General features: G+C 63.1%; 15 protein-coding genes. 8 read left to right on the top strand and 7 right to left on the bottom strand.

Annotation, left to right across the window (positions count from 1 at the left end; genetic code table 11):
* The first annotated feature begins 17 nt into the window (after positions 1–17).
* Together G7048_RS12650 and G7048_RS12645 are read left to right on the top strand one after the other, a co-directional pair.
* Complete coding sequence (locus G7048_RS12650; RefSeq protein WP_166068478.1) at positions 18–917, top strand: dihydrodipicolinate synthase family protein; 900 nt, start codon at positions 18–20, stop codon at positions 915–917.
* A 67-nt stretch (positions 918–984) separates the two neighbouring features.
* On the top strand, positions 985–1,749 hold the full coding sequence (locus G7048_RS12645) for a DeoR/GlpR family DNA-binding transcription regulator (protein ID WP_166068477.1): 765 nt from the start codon (positions 985–987) through the stop codon (positions 1,747–1,749).
* Here G7048_RS12645 and G7048_RS12640 read toward each other — a convergent pair.
* Positions 1,709–2,641: a LysR family transcriptional regulator gene (locus G7048_RS12640; protein ID WP_166068476.1), complete on the bottom strand. Its 933-nt coding sequence runs from the start codon at positions 2,639–2,641 to the stop codon at positions 1,709–1,711. The genes G7048_RS12645 and G7048_RS12640 overlap by 41 nt on opposite strands.
* A gap of 184 nt (positions 2,642–2,825) precedes the next feature.
* Between G7048_RS12640 and gcl the strand changes: the two genes are divergently transcribed.
* Genes gcl through G7048_RS12620 form a run of 4 tightly spaced genes read left to right on the top strand, consistent with a single transcriptional unit; the run spans position 2,826 to position 7,661 of the window.
* Entirely contained in the window at positions 2,826–4,616 is a 1,791-nt protein-coding gene (gene gcl, locus G7048_RS12635; RefSeq protein ID WP_166068475.1) for a glyoxylate carboligase, read from the top strand.
* 40 nt (positions 4,617–4,656) lie between these two features.
* Positions 4,657–5,436 carry a hydroxypyruvate isomerase gene (gene hyi, locus G7048_RS12630; protein WP_166068474.1) on the top strand — a complete coding sequence of 260 codons (780 nt, stop codon included), beginning with the start codon at positions 4,657–4,659 and terminating at the stop codon, positions 5,434–5,436.
* A gap of 27 nt (positions 5,437–5,463) precedes the next feature.
* The gene (gene glxR / locus G7048_RS12625) at positions 5,464–6,372 is read left to right on the top strand and encodes a 2-hydroxy-3-oxopropionate reductase (protein WP_166068473.1); all 909 of its coding nucleotides are present in this window, start codon (positions 5,464–5,466) and stop codon (positions 6,370–6,372) included.
* Positions 6,369–7,661: a glycerate kinase gene (locus tag G7048_RS12620; RefSeq protein ID WP_166068472.1), complete on the top strand. Its 1,293-nt coding sequence runs from the start codon at positions 6,369–6,371 to the stop codon at positions 7,659–7,661. The genes glxR and G7048_RS12620 overlap by 4 nt, the downstream gene beginning before the upstream one ends.
* 320 nt (positions 7,662–7,981) lie before the next feature.
* On the opposite strand, the gene G7048_RS12615 is transcribed toward G7048_RS12620, so the two are convergent.
* Together G7048_RS12615 and mnmA are read right to left on the bottom strand one after the other, a co-directional pair.
* Complete coding sequence (locus G7048_RS12615) at positions 7,982–9,643, bottom strand: L-lactate permease (RefSeq protein WP_166068470.1); 1,662 nt, start codon at positions 9,641–9,643, stop codon at positions 7,982–7,984.
* Between the two features lie 565 nt (positions 9,644–10,208).
* Complete coding sequence (gene mnmA / locus G7048_RS12610; RefSeq protein ID WP_166068469.1) at positions 10,209–11,348, bottom strand: tRNA 2-thiouridine(34) synthase MnmA; 1,140 nt, start codon at positions 11,346–11,348, stop codon at positions 10,209–10,211.
* A 355-nt stretch (positions 11,349–11,703) separates the two neighbouring features.
* Here mnmA and G7048_RS12605 point away from each other — a divergent pair, with 355 nt between their 5' ends.
* Entirely contained in the window at positions 11,704–12,783 is a 1,080-nt protein-coding gene (locus G7048_RS12605; RefSeq protein ID WP_240932967.1) for a porin, read from the top strand.
* On the opposite strand, the gene G7048_RS12600 is transcribed toward G7048_RS12605, so the two are convergent.
* Positions 12,784–14,493, bottom strand: a complete 1,710-nt coding sequence (locus G7048_RS12600) for a molecular chaperone DnaJ (protein ID WP_166068467.1) — start codon at positions 14,491–14,493, stop codon at positions 12,784–12,786. It abuts the gene before it with no gap.
* A 5-nt stretch (positions 14,494–14,498) separates the two neighbouring features.
* Positions 14,499–16,217, bottom strand: a complete 1,719-nt coding sequence (locus tag G7048_RS12595) for a molecular chaperone HscC (protein ID WP_166068466.1) — start codon at positions 16,215–16,217, stop codon at positions 14,499–14,501.
* A 210-nt stretch (positions 16,218–16,427) separates the two neighbouring features.
* On the opposite strand from G7048_RS12595, the gene G7048_RS12590 reads away from it, so the two are divergent.
* Positions 16,428–17,375 (top strand): LysR substrate-binding domain-containing protein, encoded by a 948-nt coding sequence (locus G7048_RS12590; protein WP_166070946.1) that lies wholly within the window; start codon positions 16,428–16,430, stop codon positions 17,373–17,375.
* A 3-nt stretch (positions 17,376–17,378) separates the two neighbouring features.
* On the opposite strand, the gene G7048_RS12585 is transcribed toward G7048_RS12590, so the two are convergent.
* Entirely contained in the window at positions 17,379–19,220 is a 1,842-nt protein-coding gene (locus tag G7048_RS12585) for a CocE/NonD family hydrolase (RefSeq protein ID WP_166068465.1), read from the bottom strand.
* An 8-nt stretch (positions 19,221–19,228) separates the two neighbouring features.
* Positions 19,229–20,332: a tripartite tricarboxylate transporter substrate binding protein gene (locus tag G7048_RS12580; RefSeq protein WP_240932966.1), complete on the bottom strand. Its 1,104-nt coding sequence runs from the start codon at positions 20,330–20,332 to the stop codon at positions 19,229–19,231.
* Between the last annotated feature and the right edge of the window lie 82 nt (positions 20,333–20,414).

Genomic DNA, 20,414 nt, shown 5'->3' with positions numbered 1-20,414 from the left:
ATTCCAGCAACCCCACCATGGCAAATCACAACCCGAAACTCGAAGGCATCCTCACCGCCATCATCACGCCGGTGGACAGGGAGGATCAGTTCAACGAAGCCGCTTTTCGTGAACAGATCGATCGCCAGATCTCCGCAGGCAACGGCATCTTCTGCGGCGGCACGAACGGCGAATTCTTTGCGCTGACCGAAGCCGAAAAGCGCCGCGTGGCCGAAGTGGCGATGGAGCAGGTCGCAGGCCGCGTATCCGTCGTCGGCCATGTGGGCGAGGTATCGACCGCCGAATGCGTGCGCGCAGGCCGCTTCATCGCAAGCCTCGGCGTGGACGCCGTCGCCGCCATCACGCCCTGGTTCGTGCCGCTGTCGCAGGACGATCTGCACTACCACTTCAGCACGATTGCCGATGCGCTCGACGTGCCGGTCTATCTCTACAACATTCCCGCGCGCACCGGCAACACGATTGCGCCCGAGACCGCGCGCCGCCTGGCCGCGCACCCGAACATCGCGGGCATCAAGGACAGCGCGGGCACGTATGAAAGCCTCACCGGCTTCGTCAACGTGGCCAAGGAGATCGACGGTTTTGCGGTCTTCAACGGCCCCGACAGCCTGATCCACCAAGGCTTCGTGGACGGTTGCGCTGGTGCGGTCTCGGGTCTGGCCAATGCCGCACCGCGCGAGATCAACACCATCTGGAAGCTGTTCAAGGCGGGCGACATCGAAGGCTCGCGCAAGCAGCAGGAAACCGTCACCAGCCTGCGCGAGACGCTCTACAAAGTCTGCTTCGCGCCAGCGGCTGTGAAGCGCGCCGTGCGCCTGCTCGGCTACGACGTGGGCGACAGCAAATACCCCGTGCGCATCAGCGCCGCACAGGAAGCGCAGATGCGGGAAATCCTCGCCGCGCATGGCATCACCAAGTGAAGGACGCTGAAGGCGCGGTAAGCTCTGCGCTTTCTTCCACTGCCCAATCCCCAAGCATTCCATCGCCATGAAGGTCGCCAAACGCCGAGACGCCATTTTTGATGCCGTGCAGTCCGGCGCTGCCGATGTTGCAGCGCTGTGCTCCAAGTTCGATATCTCCGAAGCCACGGTGCGCCGCGATCTGCAGGCGCTGCAGCAGGACGGCAGGCTCTTGCGCGTCTACGGCGGCGCGGTGGCAGCCCCCATCCGCCACGAGCCCGAGGAATCGCTGGAACTGCGCAAGTCGCACGACAGCGAAGGCAAGGCGCGGATTGCGCACAAAGCGCTCGGCTTCATCGAGTCCGGCGACACCATCTTCATCGACGGCGGCACGACCACCGACGCGCTTGCGCAGCAGTTGCCCAAGGACGATTCGGTCCGCATCATCACCAACAACCTGCTCGCGCTGCAGACGCTGTCGGCACGCGGCATTGCGGTGACGTTGATCGGCGGCGAGCTGCGCGCGGGCAGCATGAGCGTGTATGGATCGCTCGCCGACATGGCGCTGGAGCGCCTCACCTTCGACAAAGTGTTCAGCAGCGCCGATGGCATCGATGCCGAGTTCGGTGTGTGCGAAGGCTCGATCGAGCAGGCCTGGTTCAAGGACAAGCTGTTTCGCCGCACGCGCGAGGTCTACATGCTCGCCACCACCGAAAAGCTGGGCCGCAAATCGCAGATGAACTGGTCACCCATTCATCGCCCGTGGACGCTGATCACCGACGCAGCAGCGGACGGCCACCCGCTGTTGCCGTTCAAGAACCACCCGTTTGTTTCGGTGGTGACTGCAGCTTGAACCAGTCGCCCTGAAACTGCCCCTTGAGCCAGCCCACCAGCTCCTGCACCTTCGCAGGCACGAGGCGCGGCGAGGGGTAGACGGCGTGCATCTCCTGGCTGGGCAGGTTCCAGCCGCCCAAAATCGGCACCAGTTCGCCGGTGCGCAGACCATCGTTGGCCACATACAGCGGCAGCACGGCCACGCCGAAGCCGTCGCGTGCTGCAGCGAGCAGGGCCGAGAGGTTGTTCGAGCGCAGCCGCCCATTCACCGCAATCGCCTGCGTGGCCTCATGCACGGCGCTGAAGTGCCAGATCGCATCGCCTTGCACGGTGCTGTAGACCAGCGCGGCGTGCTGGGCGAGATCGGCAGGCGTCTCGGGCGTGCCGCGCTCGCGCAGGTAGTCCGGCGAGGCCACTGCTACCCACGGACTCACACCGAGGTAGGTCGCGCCCAGCGATGAATCGGCGAGGCTGCCCATGCGGATCGCCACGTCCACGCCCTGCTCCACCAGATTCACATAACGGTCTTCAAAGCTCAGATCCACATTGAGCAGCGGATGCGTGCGCATGAAGCTGCTGACCATCGGCGCGAGCACACGTCGCCCGAACGCAATCGACGTGCTGATGCGCAGCACGCCCTGCACCTGCGACTGCATCAGCGACGCCACCGAGCGCGCCTCTTCGTCGTGGTGCACGATGAGCTTGCATTTGTCGTAGTACAGCGTGCCCACTTCGGTGGGCGTGACGCCATGCGTGGAGCGGTGCAGCAGGCGCGCGCCGAGTTCCTTTTCCATGCGCGCGATCTGCTTGGTCACGGCAGGCTGACCAATGCCCAGCTCGGTCGCCGCACGGCTGAACGAGCCCAGATCCACGACACGCGTGAAGAGAAGAAGCGCTTGTATTCGGTCCATGTCTCGATTAGACGGTGGATACGCCACCGCAGGTCATTCCACCACGGAATAAGCATCATGCAGCGTACCAGCATTCCCTGCCGGACGTGAAAACGGGACCATCAATGCCATCGCGATCAATGCATCGCAGCGAGTTTTCACCCTTCACGCAATCACCCATTCACTCAATCCGCAGGAGACTCACATGGCAAAGATGAAGGCCGCAATGGCCGCAGTGCTGGTTATGGAAAAGGAAGGCATCACGCAGGCATTCGGCGTGCCCGGCGCGGCCATCAACCCGCTGTATTCCGCGCTGCGCGAACGCATGTCGATCGCCCATGTGCTGGCGCGCCATGTGGAGGGCGCATCGCACATGGCCGAGGGCTACACCCGTGCCAAGGCGGGCAACATCGGCGTGTGCATCGGCACCAGCGGGCCTGCGGGCACCGACATGATCACGGGCCTGTATTCCGCCAGCGCCGACAGCATTCCGATTCTCTGCATCACCGGCCAGGCTCCGCGTGCGCGGCTGTACAAGGAAGACTTTCAGGCCGTCGACATCGAGTCCATCGCCAAGCCCGTGACCAAGTGGGCCGTCACCGTGCGCGAACCCGCACAGGTGCCACGCGTGCTGCAGCAGGCCTTTCATCTGATGCGCTCGGGTCGCCCCGGCCCGGTGCTGGTCGATCTGCCTTTTGATGTGCAGATGACCGAGATCGAATTCGACATCGACACCTACGAGCCCCTGCCCGTCTACAAGCCAGCGGCCACGCGCAAGCAGATCGAACGCGCGCTCGACATGCTCTCCGAATCGAGCAAGCCGTTGATCGTGGCCGGCGGCGGCATCATCAACGCCGATGCGTCCGAGCTGCTCGTGGAACTGGCCGAACTGACCGGCGTGCCGGTGATTCCCACGCTCATGGGCTGGGGCACGATTCCCGACGATCACCCGCTGATGGCCGGCATGTGCGGTCTGCAGACCAGCCACCGCTATGGCAACGCCAGCATGCTCGCGAGCGACTTCGTGCTCGGCATCGGCAACCGCTGGGCCAACCGCCACACGGGCTCGGTCGAGGTCTACACCAAGGGCCGCAAGTTCGTGCACGTGGACATCGAACCCACGCAGATCGGCCGCGTGTTCAACCCAGACCTCGGCATCGTCTCCGACGCCCGTGCCGCGCTCGAACTCTTCGTGCAAGTGGCGCGCGAGCGCAAGCAGCAAGGCCGGTTGCGCGACTACAGCGACTGGGTGGCACGCTGCGGCGAGCGCAAGGTGCTGATGCAGCGCCGCACCGCCTACGACAACATGCCGATCAAGCCGCAGCGCGTGTACGCCGAGATGAACTCGGCCTTCGACAAGGACACCGTGTTCGTCTCCACCATCGGCCTGTCGCAGATCGCCGGTGCGCAGTTTCTGCATGTCTACGGCCCGCGCCAGTGGATCAACTGCGGTCAGGCAGGCCCGCTCGGCTGGACGATTCCCGCAGCGCTCGGCGTGGTCGCGGCCGATCCGAACAAGATGGTGGTCGGGCTCTCGGGCGACTACGACTTCCAGTTCCTGATGGAAGAGCTCGCGGTCGGTGCGCAGTTCAATCTGCCTTACGTGCAGGTGCTGGTGAACAACAGCTACCTCGGCCTAATCCGTCAGTCGCAGCGCGGCTTCGACATGGACTACTGCGTGCAGCTCGCGTTCGAGAACGACAACGTGACCGATCCCGACCTCAAGGGCTACGGCGTCGATCACGGCCAGGTCGTGCGCGGCCTCGGTTGCAAGGCGCTGCGCGTGACCGATCCGGCCAAACTGCAAGCCACCTTGCGTGAAGCCCAAACCATGGCCCGGGAGCACCGCGTGCCCATCGTCGTCGAGGTGATTCTGGAGCGCGTGACCAACATCGCCATGGGCACCGAGATCGACAACATCATCGAGTTCGAGGACATCGACTGCCGCCATCCACAAGGCACGAAAGGCCTCGCAGAAGCGGGTCTGCTCGACTGAATTCCATCGTCATTTCTCACACAAAACCAAGGAGCAAACCATGCCCAAATTTGCCGCCAATCTCTCGATGCTGTTCACCGAAGTGCCGTTTCTCGACCGCTTCGAGCGCGCCGCGCAGGCCGGATTTCAAGCCGTCGAATTCATGTTCCCGTACGAGTGGACCGCCAAGGAAATCCGCCAGCGCCTCGACGATAACGGCCTCACGCTCGTGCTGCACAACCTGCCTGCGGGCGACTGGAATGCGGGCGAGCGCGGCATCGCCTGCCAGCCCAAGAAGGTGAGCGACTTCCGCGCGGGCGTTGCCAAAGCCATCGACTACGCAGGCGCGCTCGGCGTCAAGCAGCTCAACTGCCTGGCGGGCAAGGCCCCCGATGGCGTGCCTGCCGAAACGCTGCGTTCCACGTTCCTGGAAAACATCCGCTTTGCGGCAGACCAGTTGCGCGGTGCGGGCCTGAATCTGCTGATCGAGCCCGTGAACGTCCACGACATTCCGGGCTTTTATCTGAACCGCCCCACGCAGGCCGTGGCGCTGCTGGAAGCGCTCGACGCGCCCAACGCATTCCTGCAGTACGACATCTATCACACGCAGCGCATGCAGGGCGAACTCGCGAACACGCTCGTCAAATACCTGCCGCTGATCCGCCATGTGCAGATCGCCGACAACCCCGGCCGCAACGAACCCGGCACCGGAGAAATCAACTACGCCTACCTGTTCGCGCTGCTCGACCGCATCGGCTACGACGGCTGGGTGGGCTGCGAATACAAACCCGCCACCACGACCGAAGCAGGCCTCGGCTGGCTGCAGGCATTCGCCGCATAAGCACCAAAAACAAGGAGTCACAGACACATGAACACGACCACCACCAAACTCAAGATCGGCTTTGTCGGCCTCGGCATCATGGGCGCGCCCATGGCCGCGCAGCTCATCAAGGCGGGCCACCAGCTCTACGTCTACACGCGCAGCAAGATCCCCGATCACATCGCAGAATCCAGCGCCACCAAATGCACCAACGCACGCGGCGTGGCCGAGCGCGCGGACATCATCTTCACCATGCTGCCCGACACGCCCGACGTGGAAACCGCGCTGTTCAGCGAATACGGCATCGCCGCCGGTCTCACCAAAGGCAAGACCGTGGTGGACATGAGCTCGATCTCGCCCATCGCCACCAAGGACTTCGCCAAGCGCATCAACGCACTCGGCTGCGACTACCTCGATGCACCCGTCTCCGGCGGTGAAGTGGGCGCGAAGAACGCCACGCTGTCCATCATGGTCGGCGGCGAGCAAGCCGTGTTCGAGCGCGTGAAGCCGCTCTTCGAAGCCATGGGCAAGAACATCACGCTCGTGGGCGGCAACGGCGATGGCCAGACCGCCAAGGTGGCCAACCAGATCATCGTCGCGCTCAACATCGAAGCCGTGGGCGAGGCCCTGCTGTTCGCATCGCGCGCAGGGGCCGATCCGGCACGCGTGCGTCAGGCACTCATGGGCGGCTTCGCGTCGAGCAAGATTCTCGAAGTGCATGGCGAGCGCATGATCAAGCGCACTTTCGATCCGGGCTTTCGCATCGAGCTGCACCAGAAGGACTTGAACCTCGCGCTGAACACCGCACGCAGCCTCGGCGTCGCTCTGCCCAACACCGCCATCGCGCAGCAACTGTTCAGCAGTTGCGTGTCCTACGGCGGCAAGGCCTGGGACCATTCCGGCATGGTGCGCGCACTCGAAAAAATGGCCAACTTCGAGATCGGACAAAAGCCATGAGCCACGCACGCACAGCCTCCGCCCACGCTGAACTGCTGCGCCGCATGTTCGACGCCGCCGTCGCCAGCGCACAACCGGCGCTGTGCGTGCCCCCACACCTGCCCGCGCCGCAGGAGGTCGAAGGCGGCCACCTCATCGTGATCGGCGCAGGCAAGGCATCGGCTGCGATGGCAAAGGCCGTCGAAGACCACTGGCAAGGCCCGCCACTCTCGGGCCTGGTCGTCACCCGCTACGGCTACGGCGCACCCTGCCAGCACATTGAAATCGTGGAAGCCGCCCACCCCGTTCCCGATGCCGCAGGCCTGCAAGCCGCCGAACGCATGCTCGCCCTGCTCAAAGGCCTGAACCCCAAAGACACCGTGCTCTGCCTCATCAGCGGCGGCGGCTCCGCGCTGCTGCCCTTGCCGCTCCAAGGCATCACGCTCGCCGACAAGCAAGCGATCAACCAGTCGCTGCTGAAAAGCGGTGCCACCATCAGCGAAATGAACTGCGTGCGCCGCCACCTCTCCGCTATGAAAGGCGGGCGCCTGGCCGCCGCATGCCACCCTGCGCGCGTGATCACGCTGCTGCTCTCCGACGTGCCCGGCGACGACCCCGCCGACATCGCTTCCGGCCCCACGGTGGCGGACGCAACGACCTGCGCCGACGCCCTCGCCATCGTGCAGCGCTACGGCATCGCCCTGCCGGAAGCGGCCCGCAGACTCCTGGAACAAGCCGACGCAGCAGAGTCGATCAAACCCGGCGACACCCGACTCGCCCGCAACGAAGTCCGCATGATCGCCACCCCCCAAATGGCCCTGGAAGCTGCCGCGAATGTGGCACGCGACGCAGGCTACGCCGCCCACATCCTCGGCGACGCCATCGAAGGCGAATCCCGCGACGTGGGCAAAGTGCTCGCAGGCATCGCACTGCAAGTAGCGCAACGCGCGCAACCTTTCCAGTGGCCCTGCGTCCTGCTCTCCGGCGGCGAAACAACAGTCACCCTGCGCGGCACCGGACGCGGCGGCCGCAACGTCGAATGCCTGCTCTCCTGCCTGCTCACCCTGCGCGGCCAGCCCCACATCCACGCACTCATGGCAGACACCGACGGCGTGGACGGCGCAGAAGAAATCGCAGGAGCGATCATCGACCCCGACACGTTAAAACGAGCGTGGGCGCAGGGCCTGAAACCAGCCGACGAACTGGCCAACAACAACGCCCACGCCTTCTTCCAAGCATTGAACGCATCGCTCATAACCGGCCCCACCCACACTAACGTCAACGACTTCCGAGCCATCCTGATCACATAAGCAGAGCAGCCAAAACCATCTCGCGAAGTCGCGAGATAAACAAGGCACGAGCGAAGCAAAGTGCCGAACGCACCTCTTCAAAACTGACTTCCGGCGGTTGTCCGAGCGGAGCGCCTACGGCGCGCAGTCGAGTTCTGCCGGATGACCCCGAATTCAAGCGCGCTTTTGGTGACTTTTCGCGCGCCAGCGAAAAGTTACTCGCCCGCCGGGGCGAGACCCGGCCTCCGTAAGCAAACGCCCAGCGCAGCCAAAAAAAGAAAAACTCCCCTCCCACAACAGCAGGAGAGGAGCCCGGACAAAGCCCTGATCAACAGATCAGATCAATGCACGACCATCAACGTAAACGGCCAAACATAAGCCTGCAACGTCACATACAACCCCACCAGACAAGCCAGCGCAATCGAATGGAAGAACACATAACGCAAGATGTCCCCTTCACGATTGAACCAACGCGTAGCGGTAGAAGCCACCACGATCGACTGCGCGTCGATCATCTTGCCCATCACACCACCCGAGCTGTTGGCCGCGCCCATCAGATTGGGTGACAGACCGAGCTGATCCGCAGCCACCTTCTGCATGCCGCCGAACAGCACGTTCGATGCGGTATCGGAGCCCGTCAAAGCCACGCCCAGCCAGCCCATCAAGGTGCCGAAGAACGGATACAGCACGCCGGTGTTGGCAAACGCCAGACCCAGTGTGGTGTCGGTGCCGGAATAACGGGTCAGCGTGCCCAGCGCCAGCATCAGCACGATGGTCAGCAGCGAGTAGCGCACCAGCCAGATCGTCTTGAAGAACGTGCGCACGATGGCGACCGGGTTGTACTTCATCAGGAACGCACTCACCACAGCCGACAGCAGAATCGCCGTGCCGGTGGCGGACAGCAGGTTCAGCGTATAGACCGCACCTTCCTTCGTCGGCTGCGGCACCACGGGTGGCACCTTTTCGATCAGGTTGTGCAGACCGGCCATCGGGAACGCGGGGGCAAAGATGCCGTTGAGCCAGGCCTTCACCGAAGGCAGACCCCAGATGAACACGAACACCGACAGGATGACCCAAGGCATCCAGGCGGCGATCAGCGCTTCCTTGCTGTGCTGGACCACGGGCTGTGGCGGCTTCACTTCCGAAGCGCTCACGTCCTTGCCGCGCAGCGACGCCGAAGTCCACACCTTCTTGGGCTGCCACACGCGCAGGAAACCCACCAGGCAGATCATCGAGACGATGGCGGCGATGATGTCCACCAGCTCGGGGCCGATGTAGTTGGACACCAGGAACTGCGGAATCGCGAAGCTCAGGCCCGCCACCAGAATCGCGGGCCAGATTTCCATCATGCCCTTGCGACCGGCGAACGCCCAGATCAGCCAGAACGGCACCAGCACCGAGAAGAACGGCAGTTGACGGCCGATCATCGCGGTCACTTCCATCAGGTCGTAGCCGTGCACCTTGGCCAGCGTGATCACCGGCGTGCCCAGCGCGCCGAACGCGACCGGAGCGGTATTGGCGATCAGCGACAGGCCCGATGCGGCCAGCGGCGAGAAGCCCAAGCCGATCAGGATCGCAGCGGTCACGGCCACAGGCGTGCCGAAACCAGCCGCGCCTTCAAAGAACGCGCCGAAGCAGAACGCGATCAGCAGGAGCTGGATGCGGCGGTCTTCAGTGATGCCCGAGAGCGAATCCTGCAGCACCTTGAAGCTGCCGTTCTGCTCGGTGAGCTGGTGCAAAAAGATGATGTTCAACACGATCCAGCCAATCGGCAACAGACCGGTGAAGCCACCGAACAGAGCGGCGCGACCCGCCATCTCGGCCGGCATGCCATACGCAAACACCGCCACCAGCAACGCGGCGATCAGCCCCATGCCTGCGGCGATGTGCGCCTTGATGTGAAAGAACCCCAGCGCCGCGAGCATCACCACCACGGGTATTGCCGCAAGCAAGGTGGAGACCACCATGTTCCCAATCGGATCGTAGACCTGCTGCCAAATCATCTGATACGCCCCTTTTTTGAAAGTAAAAAACCAACTGTTATGAATTGATTGCGTGGACCGGACGCCCATGGCTTCGGGCGACAACGAGTTTCAAGCACTTTTTTTCTGCAGGTGAGCGGGCAAACCCGCTTTCCGCAGAGCGGGCGCGAGTCTATGGACCCGTCAAGAGAGCGGCCATCGGAAGGAACACTGAGAAGACGGAAATGCAACGCCTTGTCAGAGGGAGACCGCTCCGCGGAATTCTTTTCAATTGACTCCCGAAATTTTCAAACTAAAGTGGCGGCATCGTCGTTGAGCTGCGTCCGAAGCAGCGCCCGACGTTTGGCCCATGGCCCACCACGGCCACCAACACCCGTCAGCACGGGGCCTCTTTCGCTTCGTTTTTCAGGCACGGCAAAGCACGACGACACCCATGCCAATGTGTGCGCGTACTGCAAAGCCGCCAAGGCATTCGATGGGCTTGGCGTTGCTTGTGTTTGTTGGAGGTGTGCGGCAAACGCCGCTGTCGATGTCGACTCCGCCGATGGATGACGGAACGCGAAGTGCAGAGTCCGGGCTCAGCCCATCAGCCCATCGCCGAAATCACGCCGCCGCCCAGGCACACATCGCCGTCATACAGCACGGCCGACTGGCCCGGCGTGACGGCCCATTGGGCTTCGGGGAAATGCAGGGCAAAGCCCGCACCTTCGGCACGCACCACATTGCAGTGGGCGTCCTGCTGGCGGTAGCGGGTCTTGGCCGCGCAGCCGCCAGTGGCGGGTGGGTGACCGGCGATCCAACTGGCGTCGAGCGCCTGCAGATCGTGCGAGAGCAGCCACGGATGGTCATGGCCCTGCACCACGCGCAACTGGTTCTTCTCCAGATCCTTGCGCGCGACGAACCACGGCGCATGGTCGCCCGCGCCGCGCTCCGCGCCCTTTTCCTTCACGCCACCAATGCCCAAGCCCTGGCGCTGGCCCAGCGTGTAGAACGACAGCCCCACATGCTTGCCGAGCTTGCGACCCCGGTCGTCGATGATCAGGCCCGGCTCGTGCTTGATGTAGCGGTTCAGAAAATCGCGGAACGGCCGCTCGCCGATGAAGCAGATGCCGGTCGAATCCTTCTTCTTGGCGTTCGGCAGGCCGATTTCCTCGGCAATGCGGCGCACCTCGGTCTTGTGCAGCTCGCCGACCGGGAACATCGACTTGGACAACTGCGCCTGATTCAGACGGTGCAGAAAATAGCTCTGGTCCTTGGACGGATCGAGACCCTTGAGCAACTCGAACAACTGCGTGTCGGCGTTCTGGCGCACGCGCGCATAGTGGCCGGTGGCGATCTTCTCTGCCCCCAGACGCATCGCGTGGTCGAGAAACGCCTTGAACTTGATCTCGGCATTGCACAGCACGTCCGGATTGGGCGTGCGGCCCGCCTCGTATTCGCGCAGAAATTCAGCAAACACGCGGTCCTTGTACTCGGCCGCAAAGTTCACATGCTCGATCTCGATGCCGATCACGTCGGCCACCGCAGCCGCGTCCACGAAGTCGACGTTGGACGAGCAGAACTCGCTGTCGTCGTCATCTTCCCAGTTCTTCATGAAGATCCCGACCACCTCGTGCCCCTGCTTCTTGAGCAGATACGCGGTGACGGCCGAATCCACGCCGCCCGACAGGCCGACGACTACACGGTGTTTGGAAGAAGACGAAGAGGAGGAAGAAACGCTGCTCATTGGCTCCATTGTATTTTTTTGCCCCGGCCCGCGCCGCCCGGCGTGCCGCATATCCCTGCTGCATGACCATTTCACATCGTGGCAAAGGTGGCAGGCAAAACAACAGTGCGCCGAGGAAAATCGCCCGTTCCCGAGGGTGACGGTTAAACTTCCCTCTATCCGACAAGCACTTGCGCGTGATTTTCCATATTTCTCTCGATATGTCTGCGCAAGTGTCTGCAACTGCAACGCCGCTATGTGTGCGCTCCGACTTCGCGCATGATCTCCACGGCTGTGCAGCCGCCAGTCCCCCATGCATGCGCGAGCCGGGCCGCTGTCAGCCCCTCGCCCCCCGATGACGGAGTCAGTTTTGTTGTTGAACAATAAGAAAAAATTCGGCGCACTCTGCGCGGTGCTCCTCGCCAGCACGGCGACGCCCGCCCTCGCGCAGCTCAAGGATTTCACGGTCTATGGCGTGATGGATCTGGGCCTGCGCCGCTCGTCCGGCCTCTCCGACACGCACCAACCCACCAGCACCTCGCAGTCCAGCATGGGCAGTGGTCTGAACGAGGCCAGCCGCTGGGGCGTGCGCGGCATCACACCATTGGGCGGCGGGCTGAACACGGTCTGGGAGCTGGAATCGGGCATCAACGCCGACACCGGCACGCAGACTCACAGCGGCAAATACTTTGACCGCGCGAGTTGGATCGGCCTGCAAAGCCAGACCGAAACCCTCACCGTGGGCCGCCACACTTCGCTGCTGGCCGATTCGCTGGCCTACATCGACCCGCTGCAAAAGCGCTTTCCCGATTTCAACCCCAACGTCACCATCGGCGCACTCAGCCAGCCGGGGTTGAGCAACCAATACGGCAACAGCGGCCTCGCGGGCAACTCGTACTGGCTGGACAACTCGGTCAAGTTCAGCAGCCGCTCCGACAACCTGCGCCTGTCCGCCATGTACAGCTTCGGCGAGCAGGCGGGCGACCGCAAGCCACTGTCCTCCGGCGGCCTGATGGCCTCGGTGGAAGACCGCGGCGCCGTGCTCTCGGGCGCTTATCAGACCTTCAAGGACGCCGACGGCCACGCCCTCAAGGCCTGGACCGTGGGCGGTGCCTATAAATCGGGCACCATCCGCTACGCCATGTCCGCGGCACGCAGCGAAGCCGACCAAGGCGCAGGCATCAGCACCATCCAGCGCGTGTATTCGCTGGGCGCGACGCTGTCGACCACCACCAAGACCGACTGGACCCTCGCCTACTACAAGGTCGCCCGCGAACGCTCGCAATACACCGACGACGGCTACGCTCGCTTCGTCGCGTTCTACGAATACAAGATGTCGTATCGCACCAAGCTGTACGCCGAATTCGACCTGACCAACTGGGACGACGGCTACCAGGGCGCAGGCAACAAAAGCCGTGCGCGCGGGTTTGGCGTGGGGATGCAGTACCGGTTCTGATCAGGGCTTTTCGTAGGTTCGCAGTTCGGGGAGCTTGGGCTGCTCCAGTCGGCGCAGGGCGGCGTTCAAGTCCTTGGCGGTCTGCGATGCCTGATCGATCTTCGGTCGGCAAGGCACCGACGACGAGGCGTTCGCCGCGCACTCGACCATCCCCAGCTCCGTGGGCAATCGCCAGTCGAAGTCGGACGGCGTCGCCTGATGCACCAGCGCATGCAGCGCCACAGAAGGCTTGGCCGCATCGGGCCACGCATCGACATGCCGCATCAACGTCCAGAAGGTCACTGAGTCGCGGCTCGCCAGATCTCTGCGCCGATACCGCCCCTCCACCTCTTGCCGATCCCGTTGCGCATCGGATGCCCTCTGGCCCTCGCACCAGGCCAGCTCCTGAATCAGCGCCTTGGCCGCTGGCACATCGCCCAGCTCCAGCCAGCGCGCGCGCAGCGCAAAGTTGCGCAGTTCCGGGCAATAGGCGAGCGAGGATTCCTCTCGCACAAAACCATAAGCACGACCATCGCGCAGATTCAGCCGCAACAGCGAAAAGTCCAACGCCTTGTACTCCAGACTGCCATGGTGACCCGCCAACGCATTGCCGATGCGGTGCATCTGCGCCACCCCGCGCAAATCCGCCTTGGTCGCCACGCCCAAGTTCTTGCTGCAGCGGTCCAGTTCCCAGAGCTTGTCCGCCAGCACATCGTGCCAGCCGTTGGCGCGCGGCGCTGCCAGCGCGTCGGCACAGACCTTGTCACCCTCCGCGATCTGTTTGACGCGCGAACGCTCCGCAATCTGGTGAAACGAGAAAATGCCCACCATCGCCATCAAGCCGATGAACACCAGTTTGGAAGCATGCGCATTCAGCGCCCGGACCAGTTGTCTGAACGACGCCGCAATCGACAGCCCCGCACGCTCGTGCAGCGGCAGTCGCCCCCAGGCCGCCGTCCAGCGGTGCAGATGCTCGTGCGGCAACCACCACGCGAGCCATTGCGCCCATTGGTCTCCAAACAAGATCAGGTTCTCGGGCGTCATCTGCAAGCTACGCGCAACGGCGGGATCGGGCTCGCCCAGCAAGGCCAACGCCACCTTGCGCTGCTGCGGATGCATGGCCGCAAAGCCGTCGAGCAGGGCTTCCAGCCCCTCCACACCTGCACCCTTGCGACGCCAGTCGAACAGTTCATCAGCCGCGAGCAGCAAGGCGCTGCGGCGCGCACCCCATTCGTTGCCCGCGATGCGCCATGCCAGCATGCGCTCGAACATGTCGCGCACCTCGATATTCTCGAGCGCGGGATCGGCCACCAGCGTCTTGAGTTCGGCGAACGCGGCATCACGCTCCCACGGCTGAAAGCGCCAGCGCACGCCATCCAGCAAGCGCTTGGCCACCTCATGTGGCGACTCCTGCGGCGCAGATTCAGCAGGTTTTTCCTGTGCCGCATCCTGCCCGGATCGCTCCGTCACATCGACCGAATTTTCTTCGTCTTCCTTGTCTTCATCGGCCTCGTCGTCCGCCTCGTCCTGCTCCGCCTCCCAGGCCGCTGATCGCGCCATGGCCAGCGCCCGCTCGTAGTTCGCGCGCAGTTCGATGAATGCCTGCGGGTCGGCCACCTGATCGATGTCCTTGAGCAGGCGCGCATAGGCTCTGCGTACCGCGCGCTCGTCCGCGTCCGCAGGCAGGCCCAGTCGCTCGAAGGCCTCGCTTCGCAAGTTGCTGCTGCTCATCGTGGCTACTCCAGACCGGGCAGGAAGGTCTCGGATTCGATGCGCGCGAGCAGCTCTTCCAGTTGCTTGCGCGGTGGTGCGATCTGGCGATCATCCTGCGACTCCAGCGCCACTTCAAAACGCAGGATCGCATCGGCCACCACGCTGCGCCACATGCCCAGCAGTTGCGCGTGGTGCCGCTCGGCGCGCGCAATCAGCGCGCGTACCTCCAGACGATCGCGCGGATGCAGCTTGAGCGCCTGCAGACGCGCAAGCCGCTTCTGGATTTCTTCGGGCGAAAGGCGCTCGGACGAAGACTCGATCACCAACTGCGTCGCAGGCCCCAACGGCGCACCATGGCGCAGCAAGGTGGCCTCGACCTCCAACAAACCATTGGCATCGAGCGTGAAGCGCACATCCGCCACCACGCCCTCGCAGCCGCCCTTGGGCAATTGCAGATTCAATTCACCCAGACGGATGTTGTCCTGCACGCGCCGGGCCTCGCCCTGAAAAATCTCGATTTGCAGCTCACGTTGATCCGTGCTCATCGGGGAGAAGCGCTCCACCCGGCTTGCCGGAATGATGGTGTTGCGCTCCAGCACCGGCGCCATGAAACCCGACTGCGAGCGATCGCCATCGAGTCGCTTGTTCACGTTCACGCCCAACGTGTACGGACACACGTCCGTCATCACGCGCTCTGCGAGCGCCGCATCGCGCCCACGCAGCGCGGCCTGCACGGCCGCTCCGAGGGCCACCACCTGATCGGGATCGAGCGACACCTCGGGAAAGCGCCCGAACATCCGCGTGACCAACTGGCGCACCGCCACCAGACGTGTGCTGCCGCCCGCGAGCACCACGGCGTCGAGTTCCTGCGGCCGGATGCGCGAGTCGCGCAGCGCACGCTCCACCGGCTGGCGCATGCGCTCCAGCAAGGGCTCCAGCGCCTTCTCCAGCTCCTGCGATGTCCACGTTTTCGAGAACGACGCACCATCCACATCCACGCGCATCACCACCGTCTCCTGCGCCGCCAGCGCACGCTTGGTGCCCTCCGCCGCACGCAACAGCCGCGCCGCCATCAAGGGCTGATGCGCCACATCGTCGGACATGCCCGTATCCTGCACGAAGCGCCGCACCATCAGCTCATCCACGTCCTCGCCGCCCAGTCGGTTGTCACCCGCCGTGGCACGCACTTCCATCACGCCTTCGAACAGCTCCAGCACCGATACATCGAAGGTTCCGCCGCCCAGGTCAAAAACGAGAAACCGGCCTTCGTCCTGATGCAGCCCGTAAGCCAGCGCCGCAGCCGTCGGTTCGTTGAGCAAGGTGACGCTTGCAAACCCCGCCAACGTGCCTGCCGCGCGCGTGGCCTGGCGCTGGGCGTCGGAGAAATACGCAGGCACGGTGATCACCACTTCCTGCACGGGCTGGCCTAGATCGGCCTCGACATCGGCCTTCAAGGCGCGCAGCACCAGCGCCGACAATTCTTCGGCCCGCATCGTGTGCTGTCCGAGCCTGAACGAGCGCGCCGTCCCCATGTCGCGCTTGAACACCGCCGCGCTCAGTTGCGGATGGCTCTGCAGCCGATCCCTCGCCGCCGCGCCGACCAGAAAACTGCCGTCCTTGTCCACGCTGACGACCGACGGCGTAAGCACCTCGCCCAGCGCATTCGGCACCAACCGTGGCTTGCCGTCCTGCCATACGGCGACCAGGCTGTTGGTCGTTCCCAGATCAATCCCTACAAACATCGATTCCGCCATCGTGCTGCCCGACTTGGTGTTATGTGTTGTTCAATGAGCCATTGAAGAAACGGCAATGGATACGCAGATTACCCGAAGCCTCCCCGCTTCCCCGATTCGGCACGGCCCCGCAAGAAAAGGCTTGCATTGGTTTACGATCCAGCCTTGCTCATCCAGCGGCTTGCCAAGCCGCTACCGCACCCGCCCTCACTGATCTCCATGGAACTGCGCCAACTCCGCTACTTCGTCCGCATCGTCGAACTCGGCTCGATGGGCCGGGCCGCGCTCGATCTGGGCATGGTGCAATCGGCGCTGAGTCAGCAGATCAGCCGCCTGGAGGGCGAACTCTCCACGCGCCTGCTGCAACGCACCAGCAAGGGCGCCGTGCCGACCGAGGCGGGCCTCGCGTTCTTTCATGAAGCGCAGCTCACCCTGCGCCATGCCGATCAGGCGATTCTTGCGGCGCAACAGGCACGACTTTCCGGAGCCGTGAGCGTCGGTCTCTCGCCAACCATCGCATCGGTGCTCGGCCTGCCGCTGATGCGCGCGATGCGCGAGCGTTATCCCGACGTGCGGCTGCACATGGTCTCGGCGCTGTCGGGGCATCTGTCCAGTCTGCTCAACGCGCGCCAGCTCGATCTGGCGATTCTGTTCGACACCAACGCCGCACGCCGCTGGAGCGTCACGCCGCTGCTCGAAGAGCGCCTGTTCCTCATCCAGTCGCGCCGCAAACCGCTGTGGCCGCTCACCGAAAAAATGAAGCTCACGCAGCTTCAGGAAAAGCCGCTCATCCTGCCCTCCGGCAGCCACGGCCTGCGCAGCTCCGTCGTCACCGCCTGCGCGCAAGCAGGCTTTCAGCCACAACTCGCGATGGAAATCGACTCGCTCACCATGCTCATGGAAGCCGTCGACGCAGGCCTCGGCGCCACCGTGCAACCCTGGTCCGCCGTCAACCCCTATGAAGACGCCGCAGAGCGCTTCTGGTGGTCCGAAATCGACGACGAACGCGTGCGCCGCCACGCACTGCTGTGCAGCCTGTCCGACGACGAACTCTCCCCCGCCGCCCTCGCCGCGCGCGTGGTACTCACCGATTGCGCGAAGCAGCTGGTGCAGTCGGGGAAGTGGATTGGTGCCAAGCTGGTGGAAGACGGCACGGCACCGTTCTGAGCATCAGGACTTGCTGGACACGACCGGCAATCGCAGGCTGCATCCCTGCGCGCCGCCGAGCTGGAACGCGAACCGTGGCGGGCGACCGTGTGGCACTTGCTGGAAATGCTCCGCGTCCGCGCCGCTCAAGGACAGCTTGAGTCGGCTGCCGGCCTTGAGCGTCCAGCCGATGGGCAGCAATGCGATCTGCACACGCTCGACCTCGAGCGGCGTCATGCGTTTGGCATTCTTGCGAGAGTAGTCGCGAAACGGCCAGACCGTCTGGTACTTCGCCGGTGCCTCGCTGACCTGCCGATGCGCCAATCGCAGGCAACCATCGGTGATGAAGCGCAGATTGCCGTCAGCATCCAATTCAGAGAGATACGCGAAGATCGCGCCATCGTTTTCGCTGCTGCTCAAGGCCAGTTCGAGCAACGCATGGCCGCCCAGTTCCAGATCGCCCTGCAGCGGCTCGGACAGGAACGACAACATCTGCCGTTCGTGCACACCCCAGTCCTTGTAGTAGTCCACCGTAGGCTGCGCGGACAGGCGCTCGAAGCGGGTGTTTGTGCCACTGGATACGGTGAACTTGGTTTGATGCTCCACCGTTTCGACGCGATCCGACGCATCGACCGACAACTTTCCAGGACTCAGGTGCCAGAGTTCCGGCGTCGATGCCGGAGGCCATTGCGGACTGCTGCGCCACTCCTCCGCATGCGTGCAGAAGTAGTGCACCGGGTCTTCGTTCTCAATGCCCGTGGGCAAACCTGCAAGGTGCTGATCGAAGAAGCGCAGCACCTCGGCAAGAATCGAAAACTCCGGTGCGCTTTGTCCCGCATTGCGCCAAGGCGATCCGTTGGCACGTGCGCCGTGGTCCCATGGGCCCAACAGCAAGCGATCCGACTTCCCCTTGAGCGTCAGGAAACGCGAGACCGAGCCGTGCACGAAGGCACTTCCGTCATACCAGCCCGAGACCGAATACACGGCCACCTTGCCCGCGACCTCGTGCAGGTACCAATAGGGACTGCAAGCTCCGCTGTGCAATTCCGGGTCATGCAGACAGCCTTCTTCGCGAAACGACATCTCCGCCGCCATGTCGCGCAGCATGAAGCTGTCCTTGTGTTCCTCGACCGCCTGACGGACCTTGACGCCATCCGGATCGTCATCCACCGGCGCGGGGCCTGCGTAACGCGGATCGCTGAAATAGGAATACGCCTTGAGTTCGTCCCGCTGATCCCAGTCCAGCGCGCGAATCAGATCGTCATAATTGGACGTGACCGTCTTGCACATGATCCCGCCTGGGAACACATGGTCCGAATAGGTGTCTGACACCGCAAACAACGGCGCAACCGCCTTGACCGCCGGGTGTCCCGTGCTTCCCAGAAAGCACGACGCCGCACCGAGATAAGAAATTCCGGTCGCACCAATGCTGCCATTGCACCAAGGCTGGGACGAAATCCACTCGGCAAGCTCCAGATAATCGCCACGCTCTTTGGGCGAACGAAACGCGTCACGTCGGCCAAAACTGGCACCGCTGCCGCGCACATCCAGCACCACCAGTGCGTAGCCGCGAGGAACGAAAAAGTCCCGGTAGATGGCGATGTTCGGGGCGGCTTCCGCACCGGGCTCCGTCACTTGAAAGCGCCGGTAATACGGCGTCATGATCGCGATCACCGGGAAGCTGTTCTGGCTGGCATCCTTGCCTTGCGCCTCGGGCAAGTAGACGTCCAACGCCAACTCGCAACCATCGCGCATCCGCAGATAACGTGAGCTGGGTGCACCGATCTTCCAGGTGGCGGGGCGTTGCTTGATGTATTCACTGGGTGGAACGGCCCATGCCGCTCCGTTGCTATCCAAATCCGACATGTGTGTACTCAATCCAACGTGATATCCAGCGTCTTGATCAGATCGCCCCAAACTTTTGATTCCTGCACCGCGCGTGCCTTGATTTGCTCGCTGCTGCCGGGAATCGGGAACAGAAATTGCTCGTTCAATTTCTTTTTGATCTGCTCATCTTCGAGAAATGCAGCAACAGCTGAGGACAGCTTCTTGATCACATCAGGCGCCATGCCAGCAGGCCCCACCAAGGCATACCAACCGGGCAGCGCAGGCACGCCGGGCGCGAGCTCCTTGACCAGCGGAATATCGGCCATTCGGCCAGCGCGTTTGTCGCCCGACTGGGCCAGCGCAATCACAGTACCGCTTTCGTACTGCGGCAGCGCCGTCACCGTGGTCACGCACATCAGATCGGTTTCTCCGGAAACGACCGACAGCAGCGCCGGGCCCGACCCCTTGTACGGGATGTGCCTGACATCGAGCTTGAGGTCGCGTGCAATCTTCTCCATGTACAGATGGGTCGAGTTGCCGAGGCCACCGCTGGCGAAGGTCAGCTTCCCCGGCGACTGCTTCGCCTTGTTGACGAAGTCGTTCCAGTTCTTGATTCCGCTGGCCTTGCTGGCAATCACCATGAAGCTCGCATCCGCCACCGGAGCGATGTACGTGAAATCATTCAACGCATCGTATGGCACCTTCTTGTAGAGATGCTGGTTGAAGCTGGCGATGGAAACGCTGGTGAGAAATACGGTGTAGCCGTCTGGTCGCTCCTTCGCCACGGTCGATGCTGCCAGAATGCCATTGGCTCCCGGCTTGTTGTCCACGACGACGGAGCCGTTGAGATTCTTGGCCATGAAATCCGCCAACTGTCGACCAGTAGCGTCTGCGCCCGAACCCGGCCCCTGCGGAATGACCAGTTTGACCGGCCGTGTTGGAAAATCCTGTGCAAACACATGGCAGGTCGCCAGACCGGACATGCCAACCAATGCCATCAGCTCTCGCCGTCGAATACCTTCACTAAACATACGCCCCTCTTGAACCCTTGATAAACCGAAAGTCGAACAGGTACTCATGCACTCCATTTGCCGTGCGACGCCTAACGCCCGCATCGACTCAATGAAATGCTCGCTTTCCCCAAGAAGCATCAGCTGCAGCAGATGGATTTCATTATTCGCGGCAACCCCCGTTCAGTGCTACTGAAACTAATCGATACCCTCATTAGGAATT

It is taken from the genome of Diaphorobacter sp. HDW4B (assembly GCF_011305535.1).
Lineage (GTDB): Bacteria > Pseudomonadota > Gammaproteobacteria > Burkholderiales > Burkholderiaceae_C > Diaphorobacter_A.
This window is presented reverse-complemented; position numbering and strand designations above follow the sequence as displayed.